A 23,914-nucleotide genomic window follows, 5' to 3' on the forward strand; every position below is an offset into this window, starting at 1 on the left:
CGCCCGCCCCTGGCTAACCTGCCGGTATGGCCCTCGGAACCGCATCCACCAGGACCGATCGCGCACGCACCGTGCGGGACATCATCGGCACCGGCAAGACGACGTACTCGTTCGAGTTCTCGGCGCCGAAAACCCCCAAAGGCGAGCGGAGCCTGTGGAGCGCGCTGCGCAGGGTCGAGGCGGTCGCACCCGATTTCGTCTCCGTGACGTACGGCGCCGGCGGCTCCACCCGCGCGGGCACGGTCAAGGAGACCCAGCAGATCGTCGCCGACACGACGCTGACCCCGGTCGCCCACCTCACCGCGGTCAATCACTCCGTCGCCGAGCTGCGCAACATCATCGGCCAGTACGCGGACGCCGGCATCCGCAACATGCTCGCCGTCCGCGGCGACCCGCCCGGCGACCCGATGGCCGACTGGGTGCCGCACCCCGAGGGACTGACCTTCGCGGCCGAACTCGTCCGCCTCATCAAGGAGTCGGGCGACTTCTGCGTGGGAGTCGCCGCCTTCCCGGAGATGCACCCGCGCTCCCGCGACTGGGACACGGACGTCGCCCACTTCGTCGACAAGTGCCGTGCGGGAGCCGACTACGCCATCACGCAGATGTTCTTCCGGCCGGAGTCGTACCTGCGCCTGCGCGACCGCGTCGCGGCGGCCGGCTGCGAGACCCCCCTCATCCCCGAGGTCATGCCGGTGACCAGCGTGCGGATGCTGGAGCGCCTGCCACAGCTGAGCAACGCCGTATTCCCGGACGCCCTGAAAGAGCGGATCCTCACAGCCAAGGACGATCCCGCGGCGGTACGCTCCATCGGTATCGAGTTCGCCACGGAGTTCTGCGCACAGCTGCTGGCCGAGGGAGTGCCCGGTCTGCACTTCATCACGCTCAACAACTCCACGGCACCGCTGGAGATCTACGAGAACCTGGGCCTGCACCACCCACCGCAGGCCTAGACCGGCCACACCGGGATACGACACACTGCGTAGCGGTCATTGGGGAGAGGGGCGTACATGGGCTTGACGGTCCTCTACATCGCGTTCGGCGTCGTCGCACTCTGGTTGCTCGGCGAGGTGCTGCTCCAGTACAAGGCACGTCTGCGCTGGCGACTGGTTGCCTTCGCGGGATTCCTCGGTGTTGTGCTGGGCGTCCTGTCCCACTCCGTGGTCGTCATCGGTGTGGGCGCGGCCGCCTTCGTGGTCGGCCAGACCTATGTCACCCTGTCGTTCCGCCGCGGCTTCGAGGCGGGCTGGGCGGTCAACCGGCCGGGCGCCGACGGCAGCAAGCGCCGCCGCGGCGAGCCCGACTACCAGGACCCCACCCTCGAGGTGTCCGACCTGGAGCCGGCCGAGGGCGGCTACGACGACCGGGACGCGGCCTACGGCAGCGACAACGTCGCATACGGCCCCCAGGATGCCGACTACGACCGCGACGACGTGTTCACCCCGGGCGCAGCGCCCCAGCCCGCGGCCGCCGAGACGACCACCGTCTACGAGCCGCAGCCGATGCCCGACGACACCGGCTCCTACGGCATATACGGCACCGGCTCCGCCGCTCACGCCGCGGCCGGTACCGACCCGGCCTACGCGACCGCCGGCCAGCCGCAGGACCAGACGTACGGCTACGACTACTCCGGCTACGGCCAGCAGCAGTACGGCTACGACGCCACCGGCCAGCAGCAGTACGCCAACTACTCGGACCCGTACATCGGCACCCAGACCTACGGCGGGACCACCTACGACCCCGCCTACGGTCAGCAGGGCTACGGTCAGGACCAGTACGGCACCGGCACGTACGGCGAGACGCCGGCCGGCGGGGTCTGGGTCCCGCAGCAGCGCACCGACGAGAACTACGGCGGCGAACCCCCGCAGGAGCAGCCGTACCCCTACCAGGGCAACGGGCAGCAGCAGGGCAACGGGTACGACGAGCAGCACCGCTTCTGACCTCTGGCTGACGGGCTCTCACTGCGAGCCCCGGAAGTCCGGACCCTCCACGATCAGTCCCGCCACCAGTGCGCCGGACATGCCCGCGTGCGGCAGCCCGCCGCCGGGGTGGGACCAGCCGCCGACCGTGAACAGGCCAGGCACACCAGTGGTGTTGGCCGGATGCAGCAGACGCCCGCCCGCCGACGCGAGCGCCGGGGCAGGTATCGCACCGCCCACCGCGCCCGTCGTCTCCTCGATGTCGGCGGGCGTGCGCACCTCCTGCCAGAGCATGCGTTCGCGCAGGCCGGGTACGGCACGCTCGGCGACCGTGATCAGATTCTCGACGTGGGCAGCGTCCACCTCGCCCCGCCGGGCCGGGACCGCCGAGACCAGCGTGACCGCCTCATGGTCCGCGTCCGGGACCAGTGTCGGGTCGTCGGGCCGCAGCACGGTGACGGTGGGGCGGGCCGCCACCCCACCCGGTGTGCCGAACAGCAGGTCAAGCTCGGTCTCGCGGTCCTCCGCGTGCACCACGGTCCGGTGGGCCGTCCCCTCCGGCCGCCCGCCGCGCAGCGCCAGCAGCACCGTGAGGCGGCTCGGCAGCCCGCGCTGAGGCGCGACCCCGCTCTGCGGCCGGAGTGCCGTGCCGGGCAGGAACCGGCTCAGCGTCTGCGGGGCGACCCCGGCGACCACGAAGTCCGCCTCCGCCACCCGAGCGTCGGCCAGCTCCACACCGGAGGCCCGGCCGTCCTTCTCCGCCACTCCGGTGACCTCGGCGCCGAAGACGAACTCGACCCTCCGGCGCAGACACCGCTCGTACACCGCGCGCGCCAGCTCCCGGATGCCGCCACGGACGTACCAGGTGCCGAAGGCGTGCTCCATGTACGGCAGCACCGCCGCACTCGCCGGAGCGGTGCGGGGATCGAGGCCGTACGCCAGCGCGTGGCTCTCCAAGAGCGCGGCCAGGCGCGGATCACGCAGCTCCCAGGCACCGACCTCGGTGAGCGTGCCTGCCACGCGGGTACGCAGCAGGCGCTTGTGGGGGACGGCGGGGTAGGGCTCGCGCTCGGCCAGCACCTGCCAGTTCGGCCACAGCGGTTCCTCCAGGAGGGGTCTGCGGGTGCGGTCCCAGGCCTCGCGGGCCCGCACCAGGAAGTCGCCCCAGCGCTGCCCGGCACCTGCCCCGAGGGCCGCGTCCAGCGCCGTGACGACACCCGCGCGCGAGGCGTTCGGCAGGGACACCTCCGTGCCGTCCACGAAGACGTGCCGTGACGACGGATCGACCTGCGTCAGCTGGACGCAGTCCTCCAGCGGCTCCTTGCCGGTCTTCACGAACAGGTCGCGCTGGACCGCGGGCAGCGGCAGCAGTCCGGGACCGGTGTCGAAGCGGAACCCGTCGCGCTCGAACCGGCGCACCGCACCGCCGTACGTCTCCGTGCGCTCGTACACCACCACCCGGTGGCCCGCGACGGCCAGCCGGGCGGCGGCCGCCATCGCGCCCATCCCGGCGCCGATCACCGCAATCCGTGCCATGACCGCGACTTTATCGACCACCACTGACAGTCCGGTCCGCGGGCGGTCAGTCCGGTGGCCGCTCCACCCGGGAGGCCGGCCGCCGCTCCTCCCGCCGCTGGGCCCGGCGGCGCAGGAAGCGCCTGATCCGCGAGACCAGGAAGAACAGCACGACCAGACCGGCGATCAGCAGGACCGCCGCGATGATCGCCGCGGCCTCCGGACGGAACATCGCGAAGCTGACGATCCCGCCCACCCCGAGGTCCTCGGCCATGCTCACGATCATGTTGCTGAAGGGCTCCGGCGACGTGTTGATCGCCATCCGGGTCCCGGCCTTGACCGTGTGGCTGGCCAGCGCCGTCGAGCCGCCGATCAGCCCCGCCGCCACGTCCGACAGAGAACCGCTGTGCCCCGCGAGCAGTGCGCCGACCCAGGCACCGGCGACCGGCCGCACCACTGTGTGGACGGAGTCCCACGCCGAGTCGACGTACGGGATCTTGTCGGCGACCGCCTCGCACAGGAACAGCGCTCCGGCGATCGCGAGCACCTCGGGGCGCTGCAACGTCTCGGGGACGTCGTCGCTCACCCCGGTCGCACCGAAGACGCCGAGCAGCAGCACCACGGCGTAGGCGTTGATGCCGCTGGCCCAGCCGCTGGTGAACACCAGGGGGAGCACGGACACGGACGTGATCGTAACCAGTCGGCGAGGGCGCTTCCCGGGCTCGGGTGCGTACGACTGAGTACCTGTACCTAGTCACGGAGATGAGTACGCGCGCGGATGGGGGCCGACCTGCGTGAACGAGACAGTGGAGACACGGAAAGGGGCGCGGCACCGGCACCGCCGACACGGGGCGGCGGAACGGGGCCCGCGCCCTTGCCCGCTCCTTCCGCCGATTCCGTCGGCGGAAGCGAGCCACGGGGGAACAAAGGGGACCCGGAGGAAGATCCGGAGCGGGACTTCCGACGGGGGGACCGTACGGGGGAGCAACGGGGGAGTACGGAAGGCGCCGGTCCGCCGGTGGTCCGCGGCAGACGCGGCCACCCCGGACCGGCACTTTCGTGTGTGCGCGCCCAGGGGTGTGTGCCACGCGCGCGTGGCGGGCAATACGTCCGACGCGCGCGTAGCTCACCGCTTGCCGCTCACCCGCCCCTGGAGCAGCCGGGACAGGGCCGCGTGGACGTCGTCCAGTGAGCGTTCCGGCTGGAACGACTTCCAGTCCAGGGCTGCCACCAGCACCATGCCGACCAGGGCGGCGGCGGTCAGCCGGATGTCGATCTCCTCGCTGAACTCGCCGTTGTCAACGCCCTCGCGCAGCACTCCCTCGACGACCGCGACGGCCTCCTGCCGCACCACCATCAGCGTGGACTGCCAGGCGCGGTTGGTGCGCCACAGCTCGGCCACGTACAGCTGGGTGAAGGCCGGATAGCGGTCGATGAAGACGAGCCCGGCGCGGACCATCGCGTCCAGGGCGTCCACCTTGCCGCCGCCCTCGCGTGCCGTCCGCTCCGACGCTTCCCGCAGGGAGGCCGTGAGGAGTCCCACGCCGTGCCGGAGCAGTTCCTCGAAGAGGACCGACTTGCTCGCGAAGTTGTAGTAGACCGTGCCCTTCGCGACCCCGGCGCGCTCGGCGATCTCGTCCACCGTGGTGGCGGAGAAGCCCTGCTCGGCGATGAGTGTGACAGCCGCCTCGTAGAGCTTCTGCCGGGTCGCCTCGCGGCGCGTGCTGCCGCCGGACGTGGCAATGCTGCGTTCCATGGCCACGATTGTCACAGGTAAGCGCGCGTGCAGGGACTTCTTGGGGATCACAGGCTCAGCTCCGGGTGCACCCGGTCCAGTGTCCACACCTGGCGGCGCCGGGCCGACACCGCGGTGAGCGCCAGGGCGCCCGCCGTGAACGCGACCAGCACACCGCACGCCTGCCACACCGGGCCCAGGCGCCTCCCGTGATCAGCCGGCGCAGGGCCTCGACGACGTAGCTCATCGGACGGTGCCGCCGGGGGCTTCGCCGCACACCGCGACGACGGTCGTCCTGGCGTCGGCGAGGGACCTCAACAGCGCCCAGGCGTTGGCCCGTTCGGCTTCGGACAGCTTGAGGTCGGTGCCGTCGACGCCGAGCAGATGCGGGCGCACCACGAGGGCGAGTGCCACGGACAGCCGCAGTGTCTGCGGGCGGTCCAGATCGCGTACGACGGTCCGGGCGCCCTTGGGCAGGGCCGCGAGGTCGAGTCCGGCGGCGTCGAGCGCGCTGCCGACGCGCCGCCCCGCGTCCGCCGTACGCTCCCGGCGCGGACGCAGCAGTCCGCGCAGTGAGTCGCCGAACCGGCGCTGCAGCAGGGCCCGTTCGCGCAGGTGCTCCCCGGCGGTCAGTGCCGGGTCGAGGTCCGTGGCACCGGCGACGTCGGCCACGGCGCTGATCCGGCGCACGGCCGCCGCCTGCTTCGGCAGCCGTGCCCCGCCCACGGTCGCCGTCCCCTCCGTGGCCCGCATTCGGCCGGTGAGCGCGAGCAGCAGACACGTCCGGCCGGCCCCGGAGGCCCCCTGAACCGCGATCAGCGCTCCGGGCCCGGCCTCGACGGTGATCCCGGAACGCCCAGCCGCGAGGCCCCTTGAGTCCGAGGCCGTCGGCCGTGACAGCAACGCCGTCCACCGTCTCCTGAATTTGAACTGACTGGTCAGTGCAAAAATTATCTCGAACCTTCGATCGAGGCAAAGTTGCAGGTCAGAACGGATTGTCAGTGGCATACCTCACGATGGGCACATACGGCACCACCCGACAGGGGATGCCGTCACACAGACGACAGGAGGTTCGTCATGGCCAACCCGTCCGCAGCCGCCGCCCGTCGGCGCCGCGCCACCGGCCCTGCCCCCTCACTGACCGGCCCGGCGAGCGACGTGCACCCGGTGCTCCGCCGGACCACGGCCCCGCCCGCCGCCCTCGACCTGCTCGCCCAGGCCCGTGCCGGACTCGACGAGGCCGCCGTCCTCGAAACACCCAACGAGCGCTATGCGACGGCCCACCTGGCCGCCCTGCGCACCGCCGCCGCCGTGCTCGCCGCCCGGGGCCGGCCCGAGACCACGTCCCGACGCCGTGCACGCATCCGGAGCGCATGGGAAGTGCTGCCCGAGATCGCGCCCGAACTCACCGAGTGGAGTGCTCTGTTCGCCTCCGGAGCCCGGCGCCGCGCCCGGGCCGAGGCCGGCATCCAGGGCGCGGCGAGCCGCCGCGACGCCGACGACCTGATACGGGACGTGGCGATGTTCGTCCGTCTCGTCGAGCGCATGCTGGTGCTCCAGCCCGTCCTTCCCCAGCCCCGCCTGGACCCGGACGAACCGGACGGCCCACACGCCCGCAGCGACCTCCCGGACGCGGGCTGACCGACCCCGCGCGACCACCGCCGCGTCCGCCGTACGAGACGGACGCGGCAGCACGCCACCGCAGTGACCAGGTACGGCACCGGAGGCAATAGGGTGGAAGGCGCCTGAGCCTTCCCTCCGTCCGCACCCCGGACCGGGCAGGCACCCCGTTCGCGCCGCCGGGCAACAGGCGGTGCCGCGCCGAGGAGTCAACTGCCGTGTCGGACCCGATGCGACCCCGAGCCTCTCTCCGTACCGCCGTGGTCTGGGAGGTCCTCCAGGACGCCCTCGACCGCCGGGTCAAGGCCACGGGCCGGGACTCCCTCGACGTCCTCGACACCGGGGGCGGCAGCGGCAACTTCGCGGTGCCCGTCGCCCGCCTCGGGCACCGCGTCACCGTCGTCGACCCCAGCCCGAACGCGCTGTTCGCGCTGGAGCGCCGGGCCGCCGAGGCCGGCGTCGCCGACCGGGTCAAGGGCGTCCAGGGCGACGTCCACGGCCTCTTCGACGTGGTCGAGCGCGGCGGTTACGACGCGGTGCTGTGCCACGGCGTCCTGGAGTACGTCGACGACCCCGCCGAAGGCGTCGCCAACGTCGTGGCCGCCCTGCGCGCCGAGGGCGTCCTCAGCCTGCTCGCGGCCGGTCTCGGCGGCGCCGTGCTCGCCCGCGCGCTGGCGGGCCACTTCAAGGAGGCCAGGCAGGCCCTCGACGCCCCCGACGGCCGCTGGGGTACCGGCGACCCGGTGCCCAGGCGCTTCACCACCGAGCAGCTCACCGCGCTCGTGGAGGGCGCGGGCCTGGGCGTCACCGCCGTGCACGGGGTGCGGGTCTTCGCCGACCTGGTGCCCGGCGTCCTCGTGGACACCGAGCCCGGAGCCCTGGACGCCCTGCTGAAGCTGGAGGAGGCCGCGGCCCAGCTCCCGGCCTTCCACTCCGTCGCCACCCAGCTCCATGTGCTCGGTGAGACGCGGGGTGCCGCCGAGGCCTGAGCGGCCGGTGTGGAAGCGCCGCTGATCAGGGGCTCGGACGCACATGGAGTACGCCACAGGCCCCCCGATCGAGGGGTTTGCGCCGTATGATCGAGGGAGACCGCCCGGCATGACGGGCCGACCGCCGGGGAATGGAAGCCTCAGCGAGTCCGGTCCGGGCATGGCGGGTTCCGGTTGGCCAATTGGCGTAGAGGGGCGGGTTTCACGGGGGCGATTCCCTGCCTATCCTGAAGGGACCCCCCGGGTCGCCCCGGCGACTGCACGATGAGGAGGACTCCGTGCCGCTCTCGGAGCACGAGCAGCGCATGCTCGAGCAAATGGAGCGAGCGCTGTACGCCGAAGATCCCAAGTTCGCGACAGCGCTTGAGGGAAACGGGCTGCGCACGTACACCCGGCGACGGGTCTACCAGGCGGTCGTCGGGTTCCTCGTAGGTATCGCGCTCCTCATGGCCGGAATGGTCGCACAGCAGATTTGGGTCAGCGTGGTGGGCTTCCTCGTCATGCTGGGCTGTGCGGTGCTTGCCGTAACGGGTTGGCGCAAGGCCCCCAAGCCGGGTGAGCAGCCCGCGGGTGCCCCGCACGCTCGCCGTCAGGGACGGCCGAAGCGCTCCATGATGGACCGCATCGAACAGCGCTGGCAGCGTCGCCGCGACGAACAGGGCCACTAGAAGTCTCATAGAGACATCAGCACAGACATGCATGAGGGGTGACCACCCGACGGGTGGTCACCCCTCAGCCGTGCGGCGAACGTCGTGCGCCGAACCCGGTGGGGGCCTCAGCCCTGCTGCCTCGACGGCTTCCGCAGGTGCGGTCGGGATGCCGTCGCGCGCTCCTTGAGCGCTGCCCACCACACCGACACCGCCCACGCCACGCGTACCACGGACCGCGGGGCGAGCAGGGCCCGCAGACGTGCGCCCCTGCCGACCTCGGCGACGAGCGCGGGGATCACCTGGCGCACGTCCTCCGCCAGGCCGGGCGTCGGGTGCGGTCGCGGCGCGTAGAGGACCTGCTCCACCGCGCTCGCCACGCGGTGCACCGCGGCCCCCGCCACCGGGTCGAGGTGGCCGAGGCGGACGATCCGGGCGGCCGCCTTGCGCGGTGTCTGCGAGTCGTCCGGCAGGATGCCCACGTCCCAGGCGGTGTCGGTCAACTCCTCCCACACTGCCAGCATGTGGGCCGCCGCGCCCTCCTCGGTCCGGGCGTGCGCGCCCAGCCGCACGGCCCGCATCCGCCTGCGCCACAGCAGCGGCGACAACGGGATCGCCAGTACGGCCAGCCCGCCCAGCGCCCACAGGGCCAGCTCCCACAGCTTCGGGCCGCCCCCACCGCCGTTCGCGAGGGCCTGCGGCGACGGGCTGTCGCACGCCTCCCGTTTCCGGTCCAGCGCCGAGCAGCTCTGGCTCGGCGAGGCCTCCGCCGAGGGCAGCGCGGACGCCGACTGCGAGGGGCGCCCGGTGTCCGGGAGGGCGGTGCCGGGGGTGTCGGTCTGGGTGTACGCCGGCGTGGTGCCCCGGGTCGGGGTGGGCTCGAAGCGGGTCCAGCCCACGCCCTCGAAGTACAGCTCGGGCCACGCGTGCGCGTCGCGCAGACCGACCGACACCGTGCCGTCCGCCTGCGGGCTACCGGGCGCGAAGCCGACCGCCACCCGGGCCGGTATGCCCAGCGTGCGGGCCATCGCGGCCATCGCGAAGGAGAAGTGGACGCAGAAGCCCTCCTTCCGCTTCAGGAAGTTCGCTATGGCGTTGGGGCCACGGCCGACCTGGACCTGGGTGTCGTACTGGAAGCCGCCGGTCACCGCGAAGTAGTCCTGGAGCTTGACCGCCTCGTCGTAGTGGCTCGTCGCGCCCTCGGTGATCTGTTTGGCCGTCCTGGCCACCACCGACGGCAGTGAGGACGGCACCTTCGTGTACTCGCGCTCCACCGCGGCGGGCGGCGCGGGCGCGTCGGCCAGCTGCTCCGCGGTCGGCTGCACGTCCAGACTGGTGACCTGGTACGTCACACCGCGCGTCGTCTGCCCGTGGTCGCCGACGAGCGTCATGCCGAGCGGTTCGTAGCGCCACTTGCCGCCGATCCTCACCTTGCTCGGCGGATACGGCATCGGCAGCCAGTCCTGCGCGTACCAGTCCGCCGCGGAGATCACCGTCTTGACCTCGGTGCGCTTGATGCCCTGGCCCAGGCCGACCGGCGTCGGTATCGGGTTGGGCACGTCGACGATGTGCCGCTGGGTCGGCTTCCAGGTGGTGCCGTCGAAGTCGTCCAGGGACACGATCCGCAGGTACAGGTCCGAGATGTCGTTCGTGTCGGTCTTCAGGGACATGACCTGGCGGTCCTCGTCCACGTTCAGGCTGTCGCGCAGTGACACCAGAGGGTTCACCGCGGAGATCGTCCCGCCGGACCCGTTGCCCGCGCCGACGCCCGTCCCCGCGCCGGCCAGGAGGCCGCCCTGGACCGCGGGCAGCGGCAGCAGGGCGACGCAGAGCGCCACCATGCCGATCCGGCGCCCGGTGCGCACCGGCGCCACCACGCCGCCGCTCGTGTCGCCCGGAGCGCGGGGCGCTCCGCCGAAGACCCGGCCCCACTGCGAGAGCCGGTCCCGCCCCTCGGAGAGCAGCAGCATCAGATAGCCGGCGGCCGCGATCAGGAACAGGAGCCAGTCGATGCCACTGTCGGACAGACCGGCGGCGACCGAGTACAGGGCGAGCAGCGGCAGGCCTGCCGGGGCCGCACTGCGGAAGGTCACCGCCAGGGTGTCCACGATCAGCCCGATCAGCACGACACCGCCGACGAGCAGCAGCCGGATCCCGTCGGACAGCGGAGCCGGGATCGCGAACCGGCTCACGTCGTCCGAGCCCTGCTGGAGAAGATCGGCGAAGAACCGGAAGGTGTCGGGGCCGGGTATCAACCCGAGGATCGCGTGCTCGCGCGCGAAGAACAGGGTCAGCAGGACGAGCGTGACGAGAGCCTGCGCCGTCACGGTCAGCCATCGGGCGAGCGGCACCCGCCGCGCGGCCGCCCCGACCCCTGTCTGGACCGCCACCAGGAACGCCGCCTGGAAGAACCACGTCATCGGCGAGACCAACGGCAGCAGCGCGCACGCCGCCATCATCGTGGCTGCAGCGGCGACCAGCGCCAGCCGTGCCCGCCCGCTCATGAGGACACCTCCGAGTCCCTGACCGAGGCCGCGGGCGATATGCCTGTCTCCCGCCCCCGCGGCCGTACTCCGGCCCGGAGGTCGTGTCCGCGTGTACGTCCGTTCACGGTCGTGCCTCCCCGGTGCTGCCCGCCGTCGCGGTCGTGCGTTCTCGATCCGCCAGGCGCCACAGCTCGGTCAGGGCGCCGCCGCGGGGCACGCTCACGGCCGTCCAGCCCGCCTCGCGCAGCATCCGCAGCCGCTCCTCGTGCCGGTCCTCCGGGCCGGGCACGTCGGTCGGCTCCCGCACCCAGGTGTCGGGGTCCAGGACGAACGCGACGGCGCCGCCGCTTCGCTGGCGCATCTTGGCGACCACCGCGGCCTGCTCCTCGTCCAACTCGCCGAGGAACGCCACCAGCAGCCCCTCGTTGCCGCCGCGCAGCACGTCGTACGCCCGCGACAGGCCCGTGCCGTCCGAGTGGTCGATCACCGCGAGGGTGTCCATCATCAGCCCGGCCGCGTCCGCCGTCTCCTGACTGGCGCCGGCGAACCCGTCGGCGCCCTCCCCGGGCACCGAGTTGCCGGTGTCGGTCAGCAGCCGTACCGAGAAGCCGCGTTCGAGCATGTGAACCAGCACCGACGCGGTGCCCGACACGGCCCATTCGAACGCCGACTCCGGGCCCGCGCCCGCGAAGGCGATGCCCCGCGTGTCGAGCAGCACCGTGCAGCGAGCGCGCTGCGGCTGTTCCTCGCGCCGCACCATCAGCTCGCCGTAGCGCGCGGTGGACCGCCAGTGCACTCGGCGCAGGTCGTCGCCGTGCCGGTACCCGCGCGGGATCACGTCGTCCTCGCCCGCCAGTGCGAGCGAGCGCTGCCGCCCGTCGCCGTACCCCTTCGCCTCGCCGCTCAGGTGCACCGGCGGCAGCGCCTCCACGCGCGGGATGACCGTCAGCGTGTCGTACGTCGAGAAGGAGCGGGTCAGCTCGCACATCCCGAACGGATCCGTGAGGCGCAGCTGCAGCGGCCCCAGTGGATAACGCCCGCGCAGGTCCGAGCGGACCCGGTAGGACACCTCGCGGCGGCCGCCCGGCTCCACCCGGTCCAGGACGAAGCGGGGCCGTGGCCCGAGCACGTACGGCACCCGGTCCTGGAGCATCAGCAGACCGGTCGGCAGTCGCGAGACATTGTCCATCCGCAGATGGACGCGGGCCTCACTGGTCGCCGGCACCCGCGAGGGCGACAGCCGGCGGCTGCCGGCCACCCGGTAGCGCGTGCGGTAGAGCACGGCCGCGCAGATCAGGGGCAGCGCGGCCAGCAGGAGCCCGACCCGGAGCAGATCGCTCTGGCCGAGGACGTACGCGCAGATCGCCGCCGCGACACCGGCCGCGAGGAAGGAGCGCCCACGCGTGGTCAGCCCGGCCAGGGCCGTACGGACACCGCCCTTCTCCCCGCGGTCGGCCTCCGCCTGCCCCGTCCCCCCGGTGCTCATCACAGCCTCCGGGGCGGCTGCTGGCCGAACGCGGTGGCGCCCCGGCCCAGGCCGCCGAAGCCGCTCTGCTGCGGCGCCGCGGGCACCGGGGTGCGCTGCAGGATCTCCTGGACGACCTGCTCCGCCGTACGCCGGTTGAGCTGGGCCTGTGCGGTGGGCAGCAGGCGGTGCGCCAGCACCGCCACGGCGAGGGCCTGGACGTCGTCCGGCAGCGCGTACTCCCGGCCGCTGAGGGCCGCCGACGCCTTCGCCGCGCGCAGCAGGTGCAGCGTCGCGCGCGGGGAGGCGCCGAGTCTCAGGTCGGGGTGCGTGCGCGTGGCGGCGACCAGGTCCACCGCGTACCGCCGGACGGTGTCGGCGACGTGCACGCCGCGGACCGCCTCGATCAGCTTCAGGACCTCGTGCGCGTGCGCCACCGGCTGGAGATCGTCGAGCGGGCTGGCCCCGCCATGGATGTCGAGCATCTGCAACTCGGCGTCCGGGCTGGGGTAACCGATCGAGACACGGGCCATGAAGCGGTCGCGCTGGGCCTCGGGCAGCGGGTAGGTGCCCTCCATCTCGACCGGGTTCTGCGTGGCCACCACCATGAACGGGCTGGGCAGTTCATAGGTCTGCCCGTCTATCGTGACCTGGCGCTCCCCCATCGACTCCAGCAGCGCGGACTGGGTCTTGGGCGAAGCGCGGTTGATCTCGTCGCCGATCACGATCTGCGCGAAGATCGCGCCCGGCTTGAACTCGAAGTCCCGGCGCTGCTGGTCCCAGATGGACACACCGGTGATGTCCGAGGGCAGCAGGTCGGGCGTGAACTGGATACGCCGCACCGAGCAGTCGATCGACCGTGCCAGCGCCTTGGCGAGCATCGTCTTGCCCACGCCGGGGACGTCCTCGATCAGAAGATGCCCCTCGGCGAGCAGCACGGTCAGCGAAAGCCGTACGACCTCGGGCTTGCCCTCGATCACTCCTTCCACCGAACTGCGGACCCGTTCCACAGTGGCAGTCAGATCAGTAAGGCTCGCTCGATCGTCATAGGTCGTCACCCGGCCCTCCTCGGCCCGTTATTGCTCCGGGCCGACGCTCTGCGATGCGGACCGGCCCACCCCGAAACACGGACACCACGCGTGGAAAGTTCCGCGTGACGCCACACCCGCATTCTTGCCGCCGTTACCGATTCGTGTCACTCGCCTGTGGACAACTGCCCGCACTATGTCGGTCTTACGGCTTTTTTGTCCGGCCTTCGGACGCCGGACGGCGGGCTGCTGACGGGTGGCCGGACGCGTCAGGCCGGGTCGACCTCGCGCAGCAGACCCGTCCTGACGTCGAACACGAACCCGCGTACGTCGCCGGTGTGCAGCAGGAACGGCGAGGTGCGCACCCGCTGCATGGACTGCCGTACGTCCTGCTCGACGTCCCGGAAGGACTCCACCGCCCAGGCGGGGCGCTGGCCGACCTCCATCTCCAGTTCGTGCCGGAAGTCCTCGGTGAGGGACTCGAGACCGCAGTTGGTGTGGTGGATGAGCACGACGCTGCGGGTGCCGAGCGCGCGCTGGCTGATCGTCAGGGAGCGGATCACGTCGTCGGTGACGACACCGCCCGCGTTGCGGATGGTGTGGCAGTCGCCGAGCTCGAGGCCGAGCGCGGCGTGCAGGTCGAGACGGGCGTCCATGCAGGCCACGACGGCGACGTGCAGGACGGGGTGGGCGTCCATGCCCGGGTCGGAGAACGCGGCCGCGTACTGCTGGTTGGCCTCTACGAGACGGTCCGTGACGGCGCCGTCGCCCGCTATGGCGTCCTCGGGACCGGTGGGAACTGCTGCAGAAGTCGTCATACTCACGACCGTACTGGTCACGTGTGTTCCGGGCCCGCTGTGAGAGGGGACAAAGAACGTCATCGCGCCTTGTTGTGAGCTAACCCACAGGGAGGATAAAACTGCTCTGAACGGGTGATTCTTTGGGATTCGACGCTCCGCCCGCACTCCGCTGCGCGACGCGCAGGCCGGTTGATTGACCGCGAGACAGGGTGGACTAAAGTGACGCGAAGCGGGAGGCGAGACTCTCCCTGCTGGACTGATTTCCCCCGGAGACCCCGCCACCGGCGCGGACCGTCTCCCCACGTGCGCGGCCCGTACGTACGGCTCGGCCTCCTTCCGCTCCCGGTCGGCTGACGCTCTCGCCGGCAGGCCTCCCCTTCCAGGGGCACCTTCCAGCGTTGGCTGGGGGAGGGTGGGGACCCGGCGGTGCGTACGCGGCGTGCCGGACCTGAGAGGCCCCCTTGAGCGAGCGTCGACACGTCCCGGTGATGCTCCAGCGGTCCCTGGACCTGCTGGCGCCCGCCCTGGAGCGGCCCGAAGCGGTCGTCGTCGACTGCACCCTGGGCCTCGGCGGGCACAGCGAGGCGCTGCTGACCAGGTTCCCGGACGTCCGGCTCGTCGCCCTCGACCGTGACAAGGAGGCCCTGCGCCTGTCCGGGGAACGGCTCGCGCCCTACGGAGAGCGCGCCACCCTGGTGCACGCCGTCTACGACGAGCTGCCGGACGTACTGGACCGGCTCGGCATCGCGCGCGTGCAGGGCGTCCTGTTCGATCTCGGGGTCTCCTCCATGCAGCTCGACGAGGCCGACCGGGGCTTCGCCTACGCCCAGGACGCGCCCCTCGACATGCGCATGGACCAGACGACGGGCATGAGCGCCGCCGACGTCCTCAACACCTACCCGGCCGGCGAACTGGTGCGCATCCTGCGCGCCTACGGCGAGGAGAAGCAGGCCAAGCGGATCGTCGCCGCGATCGTGCGCGAGCGCGAGAAGGAGCCGTTCCGCACCAGCGCGCGGCTGGTCGAGCTGATCCGGGACGCGCTCCCGCAGGCCGCCAAGCGCACCGGCGGCAACCCGGCCAAGCGCACCTTCCAGGCCCTGCGCATCGAGGTCAACGGCGAGCTGTCCGTGCTGGAGCGGGCGATCCCCGCCGCGGTGAAGGCCCTCGCCGTGGGCGGACGCATCGCCGTCCTGTCGTACCACTCGCTCGAGGACCGCCTGGTCAAGCAGGTGTTCGCGGCCGGTGCCGCCACCACCGCGCCGCCGGGTCTGCCGGTGGTGCCCGAGCAGTACCAGCCCCGGCTCAAGCTGCTCACACGCGGTGCCGAACTTCCCACCGAGGAGGAGGTCGCCGAGAACCGGCGGGCGGCTCCGGCCCGGCTGCGCGGGGCCCAGCGCATCAGGGAGGACGCCGAGTGAGCCAGTTGGGTCTTTGGACTCACCGGAGGGCATGTGAGTAGGAAACCCGAACTGAGGGGGAGGGCCGCCCGGCTGGCACGGCTCTTCCCGGCCGGCCGGGCACAGGCGGGCCGCACCCCGTTCGTCCTTCTCGTCGTCCTGCTCCTCGGAGGCGGCCTGATCACGCTGCTGGTCCTGAACTCGGCGCTCAGCGAAGGCTCGTTCCGGCTCGACGACCTGCAGAAGCAGACGAAGAACCTCACCGACGAGGAACAGGCGCTCCAGCGCGACATCGACGCCTACTCCGCTCCGGACGCCCTCCAGCGCCGCGCCCGCGAGCTCGGTATGGTCCCCGGCGGCGACCCGGCCTTCCTCGGCCCGGACGGCACGGTCAAGGGCGTCCCGAGCCAGGCGGCGGCCACCCGCGTGTCGCGGCCCACGGTCCCCGAGGCGATCACCGTCTCGGCGGCCCCGACCGGGCAACCCCGGACCACCCCGACCACCACTCCCGCGGCGCCCACCGCGCCCACCGCGCCCACCCCGACCACCACTCCCACCGCGCCCACCGCGCCCGCACAGCCCGCCTCGACCACCACTCCCGCGGCGCCGGCCACGGCCACCACCCCCGCACAACCCGCCACGACCAAGACCCCCGGCAGGTGACGGAAGTGTCCGACAGGGAACCACCGCGCCGCCGGGTGCCAGGCCCGGCCAGGCCGTCCGCGAATCCACGGCCCCGCGCGGACCGGGCGGACCCCCGGCGCGCCGGCAGTGGCGGCGGCCGGCGACCCGGTCCGGGCGCCCGGCCGGCCCGGCGTCCGCCCGGCCGGAGGCCCGCGGGTCCGCCTCCCCTCCGGCTGGGCAGCCCCCGCCCCCGGCTGCGGCTGGTCAGCCTCGCGCTGACCCTGGTGCTGCTCGCCTTCGTCGTACGGCTGCTCCAGGTCCAGGCCGTCGACGCGAGCGCCTACGCCGCCAAGGCCGACCAGAACCGGTACGTCGTGCACACCCTGGCCGCCGAGCGCGGCCGGATCAGCGACCGCAACGGCGTGGCCCTCGCGATCAGCGAGGACGCCGACGACATCACGGCCGACCCGACGATGTTCACCCGTGAGCAGCTCGGCATCGACGACGCCCCCGAGCAGGCCGCCGCCCTCCTCGCGCCGATCCTCGGCCAGGGCCAGGCCGATCTCGTCCGGAAGCTGCGGCCCAAGAAGAAGGGCGTCCGCTACGTCAAGCTCGCCGGGCGGCAGACCCCGCAGGTCTGGAAGCAGATCAAGGACCTGAAGACCGCGCTCGCCAAGAAGGCGCAGAAGGACAAGTCCACCGTCAACGTCCTCGCCGGCGTCTTCTCCGACCCCAGCAGCCAGCGCGTGTACCCCAACGGCGACCTCGCCGCCGGGATACTGGGCTGGGTCAACGCCGAGGGCAAGGGCGGCGGCGGCATCGAGCAGCAGCTCGACAAGAAGCTCTCCGGCAAGGACGGCAAGATCCGCTACGCCCAGTCCGGCGGCCGCGAGGTGCCCACCGCGGGCTCCACCGAGACCCCGGCGGTGCCCGGCTCCGACGTCGAGCTGACCATCGACCGCGACATCCAGTGGGCCGCGCAGAACGCCATCAGCGAGCAGGTGAAGAAGTCCAAGGCCGACCGCGGCTATGTGATCGTCCAGGACACCCGCACCGGCGAGATCCTCGCCATGGCCAACGCGCCCGGCTTCGACCCCAATGACCTGACCAAGGCCGACCCCAACGCCCTCGGCAACGCGGCCCTCCAGGACGCCTACGAACCCGGCTCCACCGCCAAGGTCATGTCGATGGCGGCCGTCCTCGAGGAGAACGCGGCCACACCGTTCACGCACGTCGTCGTGCCCAACCGGCTGCACCGCGGCGACCGGCTCTTCCAGGACGACGTCGACCACGCCACCTGGTACCTCACGCTCAACGGCGTGCTGGCCAAGTCCAGCAACATCGGCACCATCCTGGCCACTGGACAGCTCGGGAAAACGCAGCCTGAGGCGAACAGGGTCCTCGCCTCGTACCTGCACAAGTTCGGCATCGGCAGCTACACCGGACTCGGCTTCCCCGGCGAGACCAGAGGTATCCTCGCGCCCGCCGACAAGTGGTCCACGTCGCAGCAGTACACGATCCCCTTCGGCCAGGGTATGTCGCTCAACGCCGTGCAGGCGGCCTCCGTCTACTCGACGATCGCCAATGGCGGCGTCCGTGTCGAGCCCACCCTGATCCGCGGCGAGCGGGGCGCGGACGGGCGCTTCACCCCGGCCGCGCAGCCCAAGAAGACCCGGGTGGTCAGCGCGAAGACGGCGAAGACCGTCGCACAGATGCTGGAGTCCGTGGTCGACGACCAGGAGGGCACCGGCACCAAGGCGCGCATCCCCGGCTACCGCGTCGCCGGCAAGACGGGCACCGCCAACCGCGTGGATCCGGCCACCGGCAAGTACCGCGGCTACACCTCGTCGTTCGCCGGATTCGCACCCGCGGACAAGCCCCGGATCACCGTCTACTGCGCCATCCAGAACGCCACCTCGGGCAGCTACTTCGGCGGCCAGATCTGCGGCCCCGTCTACAAGCAGGTGATGGAGTTCGCCCTCAAGACCCTCCAGATCCCGCCCACCGGAGCCCCGCCCGCGAATCTGCCCGTCACCTACAAGCCCTGATCAGCACCACCGGGAACGACCACCAGGAAACAGCCCGTGACAACGATCACTCCCGACCCCGGGAACCACGCCCCGTCCACGCCCTCGCTTCGCTCACGAGCGGCCGAGCCCGGTACGCTCACCGCCGTGCCACAAGCTGATCAGTCCCAAACCACCCAGAAGGGCGCTTCCGTGACCTACCCGGGGCCGCCACGACCGGTTCACGTCTCCGCCGCACCCCTCACGGAGCTCGCCGATCAGCTGGGAGCCGCCGCGCCGGACACGCCGGGCGGACGCGTCGAGGTCACGGGGATCACCCACGACTCGCGCGCCGTCCGCCCCGGTGACCTGTACGCCGCCCTCCCCGGCGCCCGCGTGCACGGTGCCGACTTCGTCACCCAGGCCGCCGGTCTCGGCGCGGTCGCCGTGCTGACCGACCCGGCCGGCGCCGAACGCGCCGCCGCGAGCGGACTGCCGGTCCTGGTGGCCGACGACCCGCGTGGACGGATGGGCGAACTCGCGACCACCATCTACGGCCGCCCCGGCGAGTATCTGCTCCAGATCGGCATCACCGGCACCTCGGGCAAGACCACCACCGCCTATCTCGTCGAGGGCGGCCTGAGGACGGTCAAGTCCACCGGCCTGGTCGGCACCGTCGAGATGCGCATCGGCGACGAGCGCATCAAGTCCGAGCGCACCACCCCCGAAGCCACCGACCTGCAGGCCCTGTTCGCCGTCATGCGCGAACGCGGTGTCGAGGCGGTCGCCATGGAGGTCTCCAGCCACGCCCTGGTCCTCGGCCGGGTCGACGGCTGCGTCTTCGACATCGCCGTCTTCACCAACCTCAGTCCGGAACACATGGAGTTCCACTCCGACATGGAGGACTACTACCGGGCCAAGGCGCAGTTGTTCACGCCGAGACGCAGCAAACGGGGCGTGGTCAACCTCGACGACGAGTACGGCCGCAGGCTCGCCGAGGAGGCCACCGTCCCGGTCGTCACCTTCTCCGCCGAGGGCCACCCCGACGCCGACTGGCGCGCCGAGGACGTGCACATCGGCCCCATGGACTCGACGTTCACGGTGCTCGGCCCCGGCGGCGAGCGCATCGCCGCCAAGTCGCCGCTGCCGGGCCCCTTCAACGTGGCCAACACCCTCGCCGCGATCGTCGCCCTGGCCGCCGCCGGCCTCGACCCGCAGTCCGCCGCCGACGGCGTCGCCGCCGTGCCGGGAGTGCCGGGACGGCTGGAGCGCGTGGACGCCGGGCAGCCGTACCTCGCGGTCGTCGACTACGCGCACAAGACCGACGCCGTGGAATCGGTCCTCAAGGCCCTGCGCAAGGTCACCAAGGGACATCTGCACGTCGTCCTCGGCTGCGGCGGTGACCGCGACCGGACCAAGCGCTCCCCGATGGGCGCCGCCGCGGCCCGGCTCGCCGACACGGCCGTACTGACCTCCGACAACCCCCGCTCCGAGGACCCCCTCGCGATCCTTGCAACCATGCTCGAGGGCGCCGCGTCCGTACCCGTACACGAACGCGGCGAGGTGCTCCTGTTCGAGGACCGGGCCGCCGCGATCGCCGCCGCCGTCGCGCGCGCACAGCCCGGGGACACCGTGCTGGTCGCGGGCAAGGGCCATGAGCAGGGCCAGGACATCGCCGGAGTGGTCCGTCCGTTCGACGACCGCCAGGTGCTCCGCGAAGCTATCCAGAAGACCCAGGGATGAACTTGTGATCGCCCTCTCTCTCGCCGAGATCGCAGCAGTCGTCGGCGGGCAGACGCACGACATACCGGATCCGTCCGTGCAGGTCACCGGACCGGTCGTCCGGGATTCCCGTGAGGTGGAACCCGGCAGCCTCTTCGCCGCCTTCGCCGGAGAGCGCGTGGACGGCCACGACTTCGCACAGCAGGTCGTCGAAGCGGGCGCGGTCGCCGTACTGGCGTCGCGCCCCGTCGGCGTGCCCGCGATCGTCGTGGCCGACGTGCAGACCGCACTCGGCGCCCTCGCCCGGCACGTCGTACGGCGTCTGGGCGCCACCCTCGTCGCCCTCACCGGCTCCGCGGGCAAGACCAGCACCAAGGACCTCGTGGCCCAGGTGCTCCGGCGCAAGGCACCGACCGTGTTCACGCCCGGCTCGTTCAACAACGAGATCGGGCTGCCGCTGACCGCCCTGTCCGCCACCGAGGAGACGAAGTTCCTCGTGCTGGAGATGGGCGCCCGCGGCCTCGGCCACATCCGCTACCTCACCGGTCTGACGCCTCCGAGGATCGGCCTCGTCCTGAACGTCGGCACCGCCCACATCGGCGAGTTCGGCGGGCGCGAGCAGATCGCGCAGGCGAAGGGCGAACTCGTAGAGGCACTGCCCGCGGCGGACGCGGGCGGAGTCGCCGTCCTCAACGCCGACGACCCGTTGGTCCGGGCCATGGCCTCCCGTACCAAGGCGAAGGTGCTCCTTTTCGGAGAGTCGGCCGAAGCGGACGTACGCGCCGAGAACGTGCGACTCACGGACAGCGGACAGCCCTCCTTCAGGCTTCACACACCCTCCGGTGCAAGTGATGTGACCATGCGCCTGTACGGTGAGCACCACGTGTCGAACGCGCTCGCCGCGGCCGCCGTCGCCCATGAGCTGGGCATGTCCGCGGAAGAGATCGCCACCGCGCTCTCCGAGGCGGGCACCCTCTCCCGCTGGCGGATGGAGGTCACCGAGCGCCCGGACGGCGTGACCATCGTCAACGACGCCTACAACGCCAACCCAGAGTCCATGCGAGCGGCCCTGCGCGCGCTCGCGGCCATGGGCCAGGGGCGGCGGACCTGGGCGGTGCTCGGCAAGATGGCCGAGCTCGGGGACGAGGCGCTCGCCGAGCACGACGCGGTCGGACGGCTCGCCGTCCGGCTCAACGTCAGCAAGCTCGTCGCGGTCGGGGACAGGGAAGCGTCCTGGCTGCAACTGGGCGCATATAACGAGGGTTCGTGGGGTGAGGAGTCGGTGCACGTGTCCGACGCACAGGCGGCTGTCGACCTGTTGCGCAGCGAGTTGCGCCCGGGAGACGTCGTACTCGTGAAGGCGTCCCGTTCGGTCGGCCTCGAGAGCGTCGCGCAGGCGCTGCTCGCGACCGGTGCCGAGGGTGAGGTCGCCGCCCGATGATGAAGCAGATCCTGTTCGCGGGAGTCATTGGTCTCTTCCTGACCCTGATCGGCACACCGCTGCTGATCAAGCTCCTCGCGCGCAAGGGCTACGGCCAGTACATCCGCGACGACGGCCCGCGCGAGCACGCCAGCAAGCGCGGCACGCCGACCATGGGCGGCATCGCGTTCATCCTGGCGACGATCGCGGCGTACTTCCTGTCCAAGGTGATCACCGGATACGCGCCGACCTTCTCCGGGGTGCTGGTGCTCGGTCTGATGACGGGCATGGGTCTGGTCGGCTTCCTGGACGACTACATCAAGATCGTCAAGCGGCGTTCGCTGGGTCTGCGGGCCAAGGCGAAGATGGCGGGACAACTGCTCGGCGGTATCGCCTTCGCCGTCCTCTCCCTGCAGTTCGCGGACTCCCGCGGCAACACCCCGGCGTCCACCAAGCTGTCGTTCATCACGGACTTCGGCTGGACGATCGGCCCGGTGCTGTTCGTCGTCTGGGCGCTGTTCATGATCCTCGCGATGTCGAACGGCGTGAACCTGACCGACGGTCTGGACGGTCTCGCCACCGGCGCCTCCGTGCTCGTCTTCGGCGCCTACACGTTCATCGGCGTCTGGCAGTTCCAGGAGTCCTGCGCCAACGCGACGACCCTGACCAACCCGGGCGCCTGTTACGAGGTACGCGATCCGCTCGACCTCGCGGTCGTGTCCTCGGCGCTGATGGGTGCCTGCCTGGGCTTCCTGTGGTGGAACACCTCGCCGGCGAAGATCTTCATGGGCGACACCGGTTCGCTTGCGCTCGGCGGTGTGCTCGCGGGTCTCGCGATCTGCTCCCGCACCGAGCTGCTGCTGGCCATCCTGGGCGGCCTGTTCGTCCTCATCACCATGTCGGTCGTCATCCAGGTCGGTTCCTTCCGGCTCACCGGCAGGCGCGTCTTCCGGATGGCACCACTCCAGCACCATTTCGAACTCAAGGGCTGGTCCGAAGTCCTCGTGGTGGTCAGATTCTGGATCATTCAGGGCATCTGTGTAATTGTCGGACTGGGTCTCTTCTACGCGGGATGGGCAGCAGACAAGTGACCGACTGGCAGGGGAAGCACGTCACCGTCGCCGGACTCGGCGTCTCCGGTGTACCGGCGGCCAAGGTCCTGCACGGCCTCGGCGCGGTCGTCACGGTCGTCAACGACGGCGACGACGAGCGGGCCCGGGCGCAGGCGGCCGAACTGGAGGCGCTCGGTGTCACCGTGCGCCTCGGTGACGGGGCGACCCTGCCCGAGGGCACCGAGCTGATCGTCACCGCGCCCGGCTGGAAGCCGGACAAGCCGCTGTTCACGGCGGCCCGGAAGGCGGGCGTCCCGGTCTGGGGCGACGTCGAACTCGCCTGGCGGCTGCGCGGCCCCGACGCCGCGCCCTGGCTCGCCGTCACGGGTACCAACGGCAAGACCACGACCGTCCAGATGCTGGCCTCCATCCTCAAGGCGGCGGGCCTGCGCACGGCGGCCGTCGGCAACATCGGCGTCTCACTGCTGGACGCCGTCCTCGGCGACGAGCAGTACGACGTCCTGGCCGTGGAGTTGTCGAGCTATCAGCTCCACTGGGCGCCGTCTCTGCGCGCCCACTCCGCCGCCGTCCTCAACCTCGCACCCGACCACCTCGACTGGCACGGCTCCATGGAGGCCTACGCCGCCGACAAGGGCCGTGTCTACGAAGGCAATCGGGTCGCCTGCGTCTACAACGTCGCCGACAAGCTCACCGAGGACCTGGTGCGGGAGGCCGACGTCGAAGAGGGCTGCCGCGCCATCGGGTTCACCCTGGGCACGCCCGGTCCCTCCCAACTCGGTGTCGTGGACGGCATCCTGGTCGACCGCGCCTTCGTCGAGAACCGGCAGAAGAACGCCCAGGAACTCGCCGAGGTCTCCGACGTCGACCCGCCCGCCCCGCACAACATCGCCAACGCCCTTGCCGCGGCGGCCCTCGCGCGTGCCTTCGGGGTGCCCGCCGCGGCCGTACGCGACGGACTGCGGGCCTTCACGCCGGACGCGCACCGCATCGCGCACGTGGCCGACGTGGACGGTGTCGCGTACGTCGACGACTCCAAGGCCACCAACACGCATGCGGCGGAAGCCTCGTTGGCGGCGTACGAGTCCATCGTGTGGATCGCCGGCGGTCTGGCCAAGGGGGCGACCTTCGACGAGCTGGTCGCCAGGTCGGCGAAGCGGCTTCGGGGCGCGGTCCTCATCGGCGCGGACCGCGCGCTGATCCGCGAAGCCCTCGCGCGACACGCGCCGGAAGTACCCGTGGTCGACCTCGACCGGACCGACACTGGGGCGATGCTCCAGGCGGTCCAGGAAGCCCGGCGCCTCGCCGTCGCCGGCGACACGGTGCTGCTGGCCCCGGCCTGCGCCTCCATGGACATGTTCACCAACTACAACAAGCGTGGTGACGCGTTCGCGCAGGCGGTTCGCGAACTCGAAGCCTGACCCGGCCGCCTGCCGGGCGACCTTGGGAGGGACGCGTGCGATCGTCCAGGCCG

19 protein-coding genes and 2 pseudogenes are annotated in these 23,914 nt (G+C 71.7%); 12 read left to right on the forward strand and 9 right to left on the reverse strand.

Annotated elements, in window-relative coordinates:
- The first annotated feature begins 26 nt into the window (after window positions 1-26).
- Window positions 27-950: a methylenetetrahydrofolate reductase [NAD(P)H] gene (metF, locus tag IEZ19_RS19975; protein WP_189312593.1), complete on the forward strand. Its 924-nt coding sequence runs from the start codon at window positions 27-29 to the stop codon at window positions 948-950.
- Between the two features lie 57 nt (window positions 951-1,007).
- Window positions 1,008-1,937 carry an SCO2102 family sporulation regulator gene (locus IEZ19_RS19980; protein ID WP_189312594.1) on the forward strand — a complete coding sequence of 310 codons (930 nt, stop codon included), beginning with the start codon at window positions 1,008-1,010 and terminating at the stop codon, window positions 1,935-1,937.
- Between the two features lie 18 nt (window positions 1,938-1,955).
- Here IEZ19_RS19980 and IEZ19_RS19985 read toward each other — a convergent pair whose 3' ends face one another.
- The 5 genes and pseudogenes from IEZ19_RS19985 to IEZ19_RS20005 form a co-directional block, all read right to left on the reverse strand.
- Window positions 1,956-3,452 (reverse strand): phytoene desaturase family protein, encoded by a 1,497-nt coding sequence (locus IEZ19_RS19985; protein WP_189312595.1) that lies wholly within the window; start codon window positions 3,450-3,452, stop codon window positions 1,956-1,958.
- 46 nt (window positions 3,453-3,498) lie between these two features.
- Window positions 3,499-4,113 carry a DUF4126 domain-containing protein gene (locus IEZ19_RS19990; RefSeq protein ID WP_189312596.1) on the reverse strand — a complete coding sequence of 205 codons (615 nt, stop codon included), beginning with the start codon at window positions 4,111-4,113 and terminating at the stop codon, window positions 3,499-3,501.
- A gap of 444 nt (window positions 4,114-4,557) precedes the next feature.
- On the reverse strand, window positions 4,558-5,187 hold the full coding sequence (locus IEZ19_RS19995; protein ID WP_189312597.1) for a TetR/AcrR family transcriptional regulator: 630 nt from the start codon (window positions 5,185-5,187) through the stop codon (window positions 4,558-4,560).
- A gap of 47 nt (window positions 5,188-5,234) precedes the next feature.
- Window positions 5,235-5,416 (reverse strand): annotated as a pseudogene (locus tag IEZ19_RS20000) (hypothetical protein); the annotation flags it as partial.
- Window positions 5,416-6,079, reverse strand: a pseudogene (locus IEZ19_RS20005) (ATP-binding cassette domain-containing protein); the annotation flags it as partial. The pseudogenes IEZ19_RS20000 and IEZ19_RS20005, both read right to left, overlap by 1 nt.
- A 164-nt stretch (window positions 6,080-6,243) precedes the next feature.
- Between IEZ19_RS20005 and IEZ19_RS20010 the strand changes: the two are divergent.
- The 3 genes from IEZ19_RS20010 to IEZ19_RS20020 all read left to right on the forward strand — a co-directional run bounded on the left by IEZ19_RS20010 (window position 6,244) and on the right by IEZ19_RS20020 (window position 8,443).
- Complete coding sequence (locus tag IEZ19_RS20010) at window positions 6,244-6,807, forward strand: SAV_6107 family HEPN domain-containing protein (protein ID WP_189312598.1); 564 nt, start codon at window positions 6,244-6,246, stop codon at window positions 6,805-6,807.
- A 197-nt stretch (window positions 6,808-7,004) separates the two neighbouring features.
- Complete coding sequence (locus IEZ19_RS20015) at window positions 7,005-7,775, forward strand: methyltransferase (protein WP_189312599.1); 771 nt, start codon at window positions 7,005-7,007, stop codon at window positions 7,773-7,775.
- A 278-nt stretch (window positions 7,776-8,053) separates the two neighbouring features.
- Complete coding sequence (locus tag IEZ19_RS20020; protein WP_189312600.1) at window positions 8,054-8,443, forward strand: SCO2097 family morphological protein; 390 nt, start codon at window positions 8,054-8,056, stop codon at window positions 8,441-8,443.
- 107 nt (window positions 8,444-8,550) lie between these two features.
- On the opposite strand, the gene IEZ19_RS20025 is transcribed toward IEZ19_RS20020, so the two are convergent.
- The 4 genes from IEZ19_RS20025 to IEZ19_RS20040 all read right to left on the reverse strand — a co-directional run bounded on the left by IEZ19_RS20025 (window position 8,551) and on the right by IEZ19_RS20040 (window position 14,219).
- Window positions 8,551-10,926 carry a transglutaminase TgpA family protein gene (locus IEZ19_RS20025; protein WP_189312601.1) on the reverse strand — a complete coding sequence of 792 codons (2,376 nt, stop codon included), beginning with the start codon at window positions 10,924-10,926 and terminating at the stop codon, window positions 8,551-8,553.
- A gap of 103 nt (window positions 10,927-11,029) precedes the next feature.
- Window positions 11,030-12,394, reverse strand: a complete 1,365-nt coding sequence (locus IEZ19_RS20030; RefSeq protein ID WP_189312602.1) for a DUF58 domain-containing protein — start codon at window positions 12,392-12,394, stop codon at window positions 11,030-11,032.
- On the reverse strand, window positions 12,394-13,431 hold the full coding sequence (locus IEZ19_RS20035; RefSeq protein WP_189312603.1) for an AAA family ATPase: 1,038 nt from the start codon (window positions 13,429-13,431) through the stop codon (window positions 12,394-12,396). Before IEZ19_RS20035 ends, IEZ19_RS20030 begins: the two co-directional genes overlap by 1 nt.
- Window positions 13,432-13,670: 239 nt before the next feature.
- On the reverse strand, window positions 13,671-14,219 hold the full coding sequence (locus IEZ19_RS20040; RefSeq protein ID WP_189312604.1) for a beta-class carbonic anhydrase: 549 nt from the start codon (window positions 14,217-14,219) through the stop codon (window positions 13,671-13,673).
- Window positions 14,220-14,662: 443 nt separating this feature from the next.
- Between IEZ19_RS20040 and rsmH the strand changes: the two genes are divergently transcribed.
- The 7 genes from rsmH to murD all read left to right on the forward strand — a co-directional run bounded on the left by rsmH (window position 14,663) and on the right by murD (window position 23,861).
- Window positions 14,663-15,619: a 16S rRNA (cytosine(1402)-N(4))-methyltransferase RsmH gene (rsmH, locus tag IEZ19_RS20045; RefSeq protein ID WP_189312605.1), complete on the forward strand. Its 957-nt coding sequence runs from the start codon at window positions 14,663-14,665 to the stop codon at window positions 15,617-15,619.
- Window positions 15,620-15,652: 33 nt separating this feature from the next.
- Window positions 15,653-16,261, forward strand: a complete 609-nt coding sequence (gene ftsL / locus IEZ19_RS20050) for a cell division protein FtsL (protein WP_189312606.1) — start codon at window positions 15,653-15,655, stop codon at window positions 16,259-16,261.
- A 5-nt stretch (window positions 16,262-16,266) separates the two neighbouring features.
- Window positions 16,267-18,270, forward strand: coding sequence for a peptidoglycan D,D-transpeptidase FtsI family protein (locus tag IEZ19_RS20055; RefSeq protein ID WP_308428978.1), 2,004 nt, complete (start codon window positions 16,267-16,269; stop codon window positions 18,268-18,270).
- Window positions 18,271-18,441: 171 nt separating this feature from the next.
- On the forward strand, window positions 18,442-19,971 hold the full coding sequence (locus tag IEZ19_RS20060; protein ID WP_189312608.1) for a UDP-N-acetylmuramoyl-L-alanyl-D-glutamate--2,6-diaminopimelate ligase: 1,530 nt from the start codon (window positions 18,442-18,444) through the stop codon (window positions 19,969-19,971).
- 4 nt (window positions 19,972-19,975) lie between these two features.
- Complete coding sequence (locus tag IEZ19_RS20065; protein ID WP_189312609.1) at window positions 19,976-21,391, forward strand: UDP-N-acetylmuramoyl-tripeptide--D-alanyl-D-alanine ligase; 1,416 nt, start codon at window positions 19,976-19,978, stop codon at window positions 21,389-21,391.
- Complete coding sequence (mraY, locus tag IEZ19_RS20070; RefSeq protein WP_189312749.1) at window positions 21,391-22,461, forward strand: phospho-N-acetylmuramoyl-pentapeptide-transferase; 1,071 nt, start codon at window positions 21,391-21,393, stop codon at window positions 22,459-22,461. Before IEZ19_RS20065 ends, mraY begins: the two co-directional genes overlap by 1 nt.
- The gene (gene murD / locus IEZ19_RS20075; protein WP_189312610.1) at window positions 22,443-23,861 is read left to right on the forward strand and encodes a UDP-N-acetylmuramoyl-L-alanine--D-glutamate ligase; all 1,419 of its coding nucleotides are present in this window, start codon (window positions 22,443-22,445) and stop codon (window positions 23,859-23,861) included. The genes mraY and murD overlap by 19 nt, the downstream gene beginning before the upstream one ends.
- Window positions 23,862-23,914 lie beyond the last annotated feature (53 nt).

Origin of the sequence: Streptomyces brasiliensis, from assembly GCF_014647875.1 — a bacterium.
GTDB lineage: Bacteria > Actinomycetota > Actinomycetes > Streptomycetales > Streptomycetaceae > Streptomyces > Streptomyces brasiliensis.

Coding starts and splice junctions, on each gene's coding strand:
- IEZ19_RS20010 (WP_189312598.1), top strand. CDS start 6,244: ATGGCCAACCCGTCCGCAGCCGCCGCCCGTCGGCGCCGCGCCACCGGC.
- IEZ19_RS19995 (WP_189312597.1), bottom strand. CDS start 5,187: ATGGAACGCAGCATTGCCACGTCCGGCGGCAGCACGCGCCGCGAGGCG.
- IEZ19_RS20025 (WP_189312601.1), bottom strand. CDS start 10,926: ATGAGCGGGCGGGCACGGCTGGCGCTGGTCGCCGCTGCAGCCACGATG.
- murD (WP_189312610.1), top strand. CDS start 22,443: ATGGGCAGCAGACAAGTGACCGACTGGCAGGGGAAGCACGTCACCGTC.
- IEZ19_RS20030 (WP_189312602.1), bottom strand. CDS start 12,394: ATGAGCACCGGGGGGACGGGGCAGGCGGAGGCCGACCGCGGGGAGAAG.
- metF (WP_189312593.1), top strand. CDS start 27: ATGGCCCTCGGAACCGCATCCACCAGGACCGATCGCGCACGCACCGTG.
- IEZ19_RS20040 (WP_189312604.1), bottom strand. CDS start 14,219: ATGACGACTTCTGCAGCAGTTCCCACCGGTCCCGAGGACGCCATAGCG.
- IEZ19_RS19985 (WP_189312595.1), bottom strand. CDS start 3,452: ATGGCACGGATTGCGGTGATCGGCGCCGGGATGGGCGCGATGGCGGCC.
- IEZ19_RS19980 (WP_189312594.1), top strand. CDS start 1,008: ATGGGCTTGACGGTCCTCTACATCGCGTTCGGCGTCGTCGCACTCTGG.
- mraY (WP_189312749.1), top strand. CDS start 21,391: ATGAAGCAGATCCTGTTCGCGGGAGTCATTGGTCTCTTCCTGACCCTG.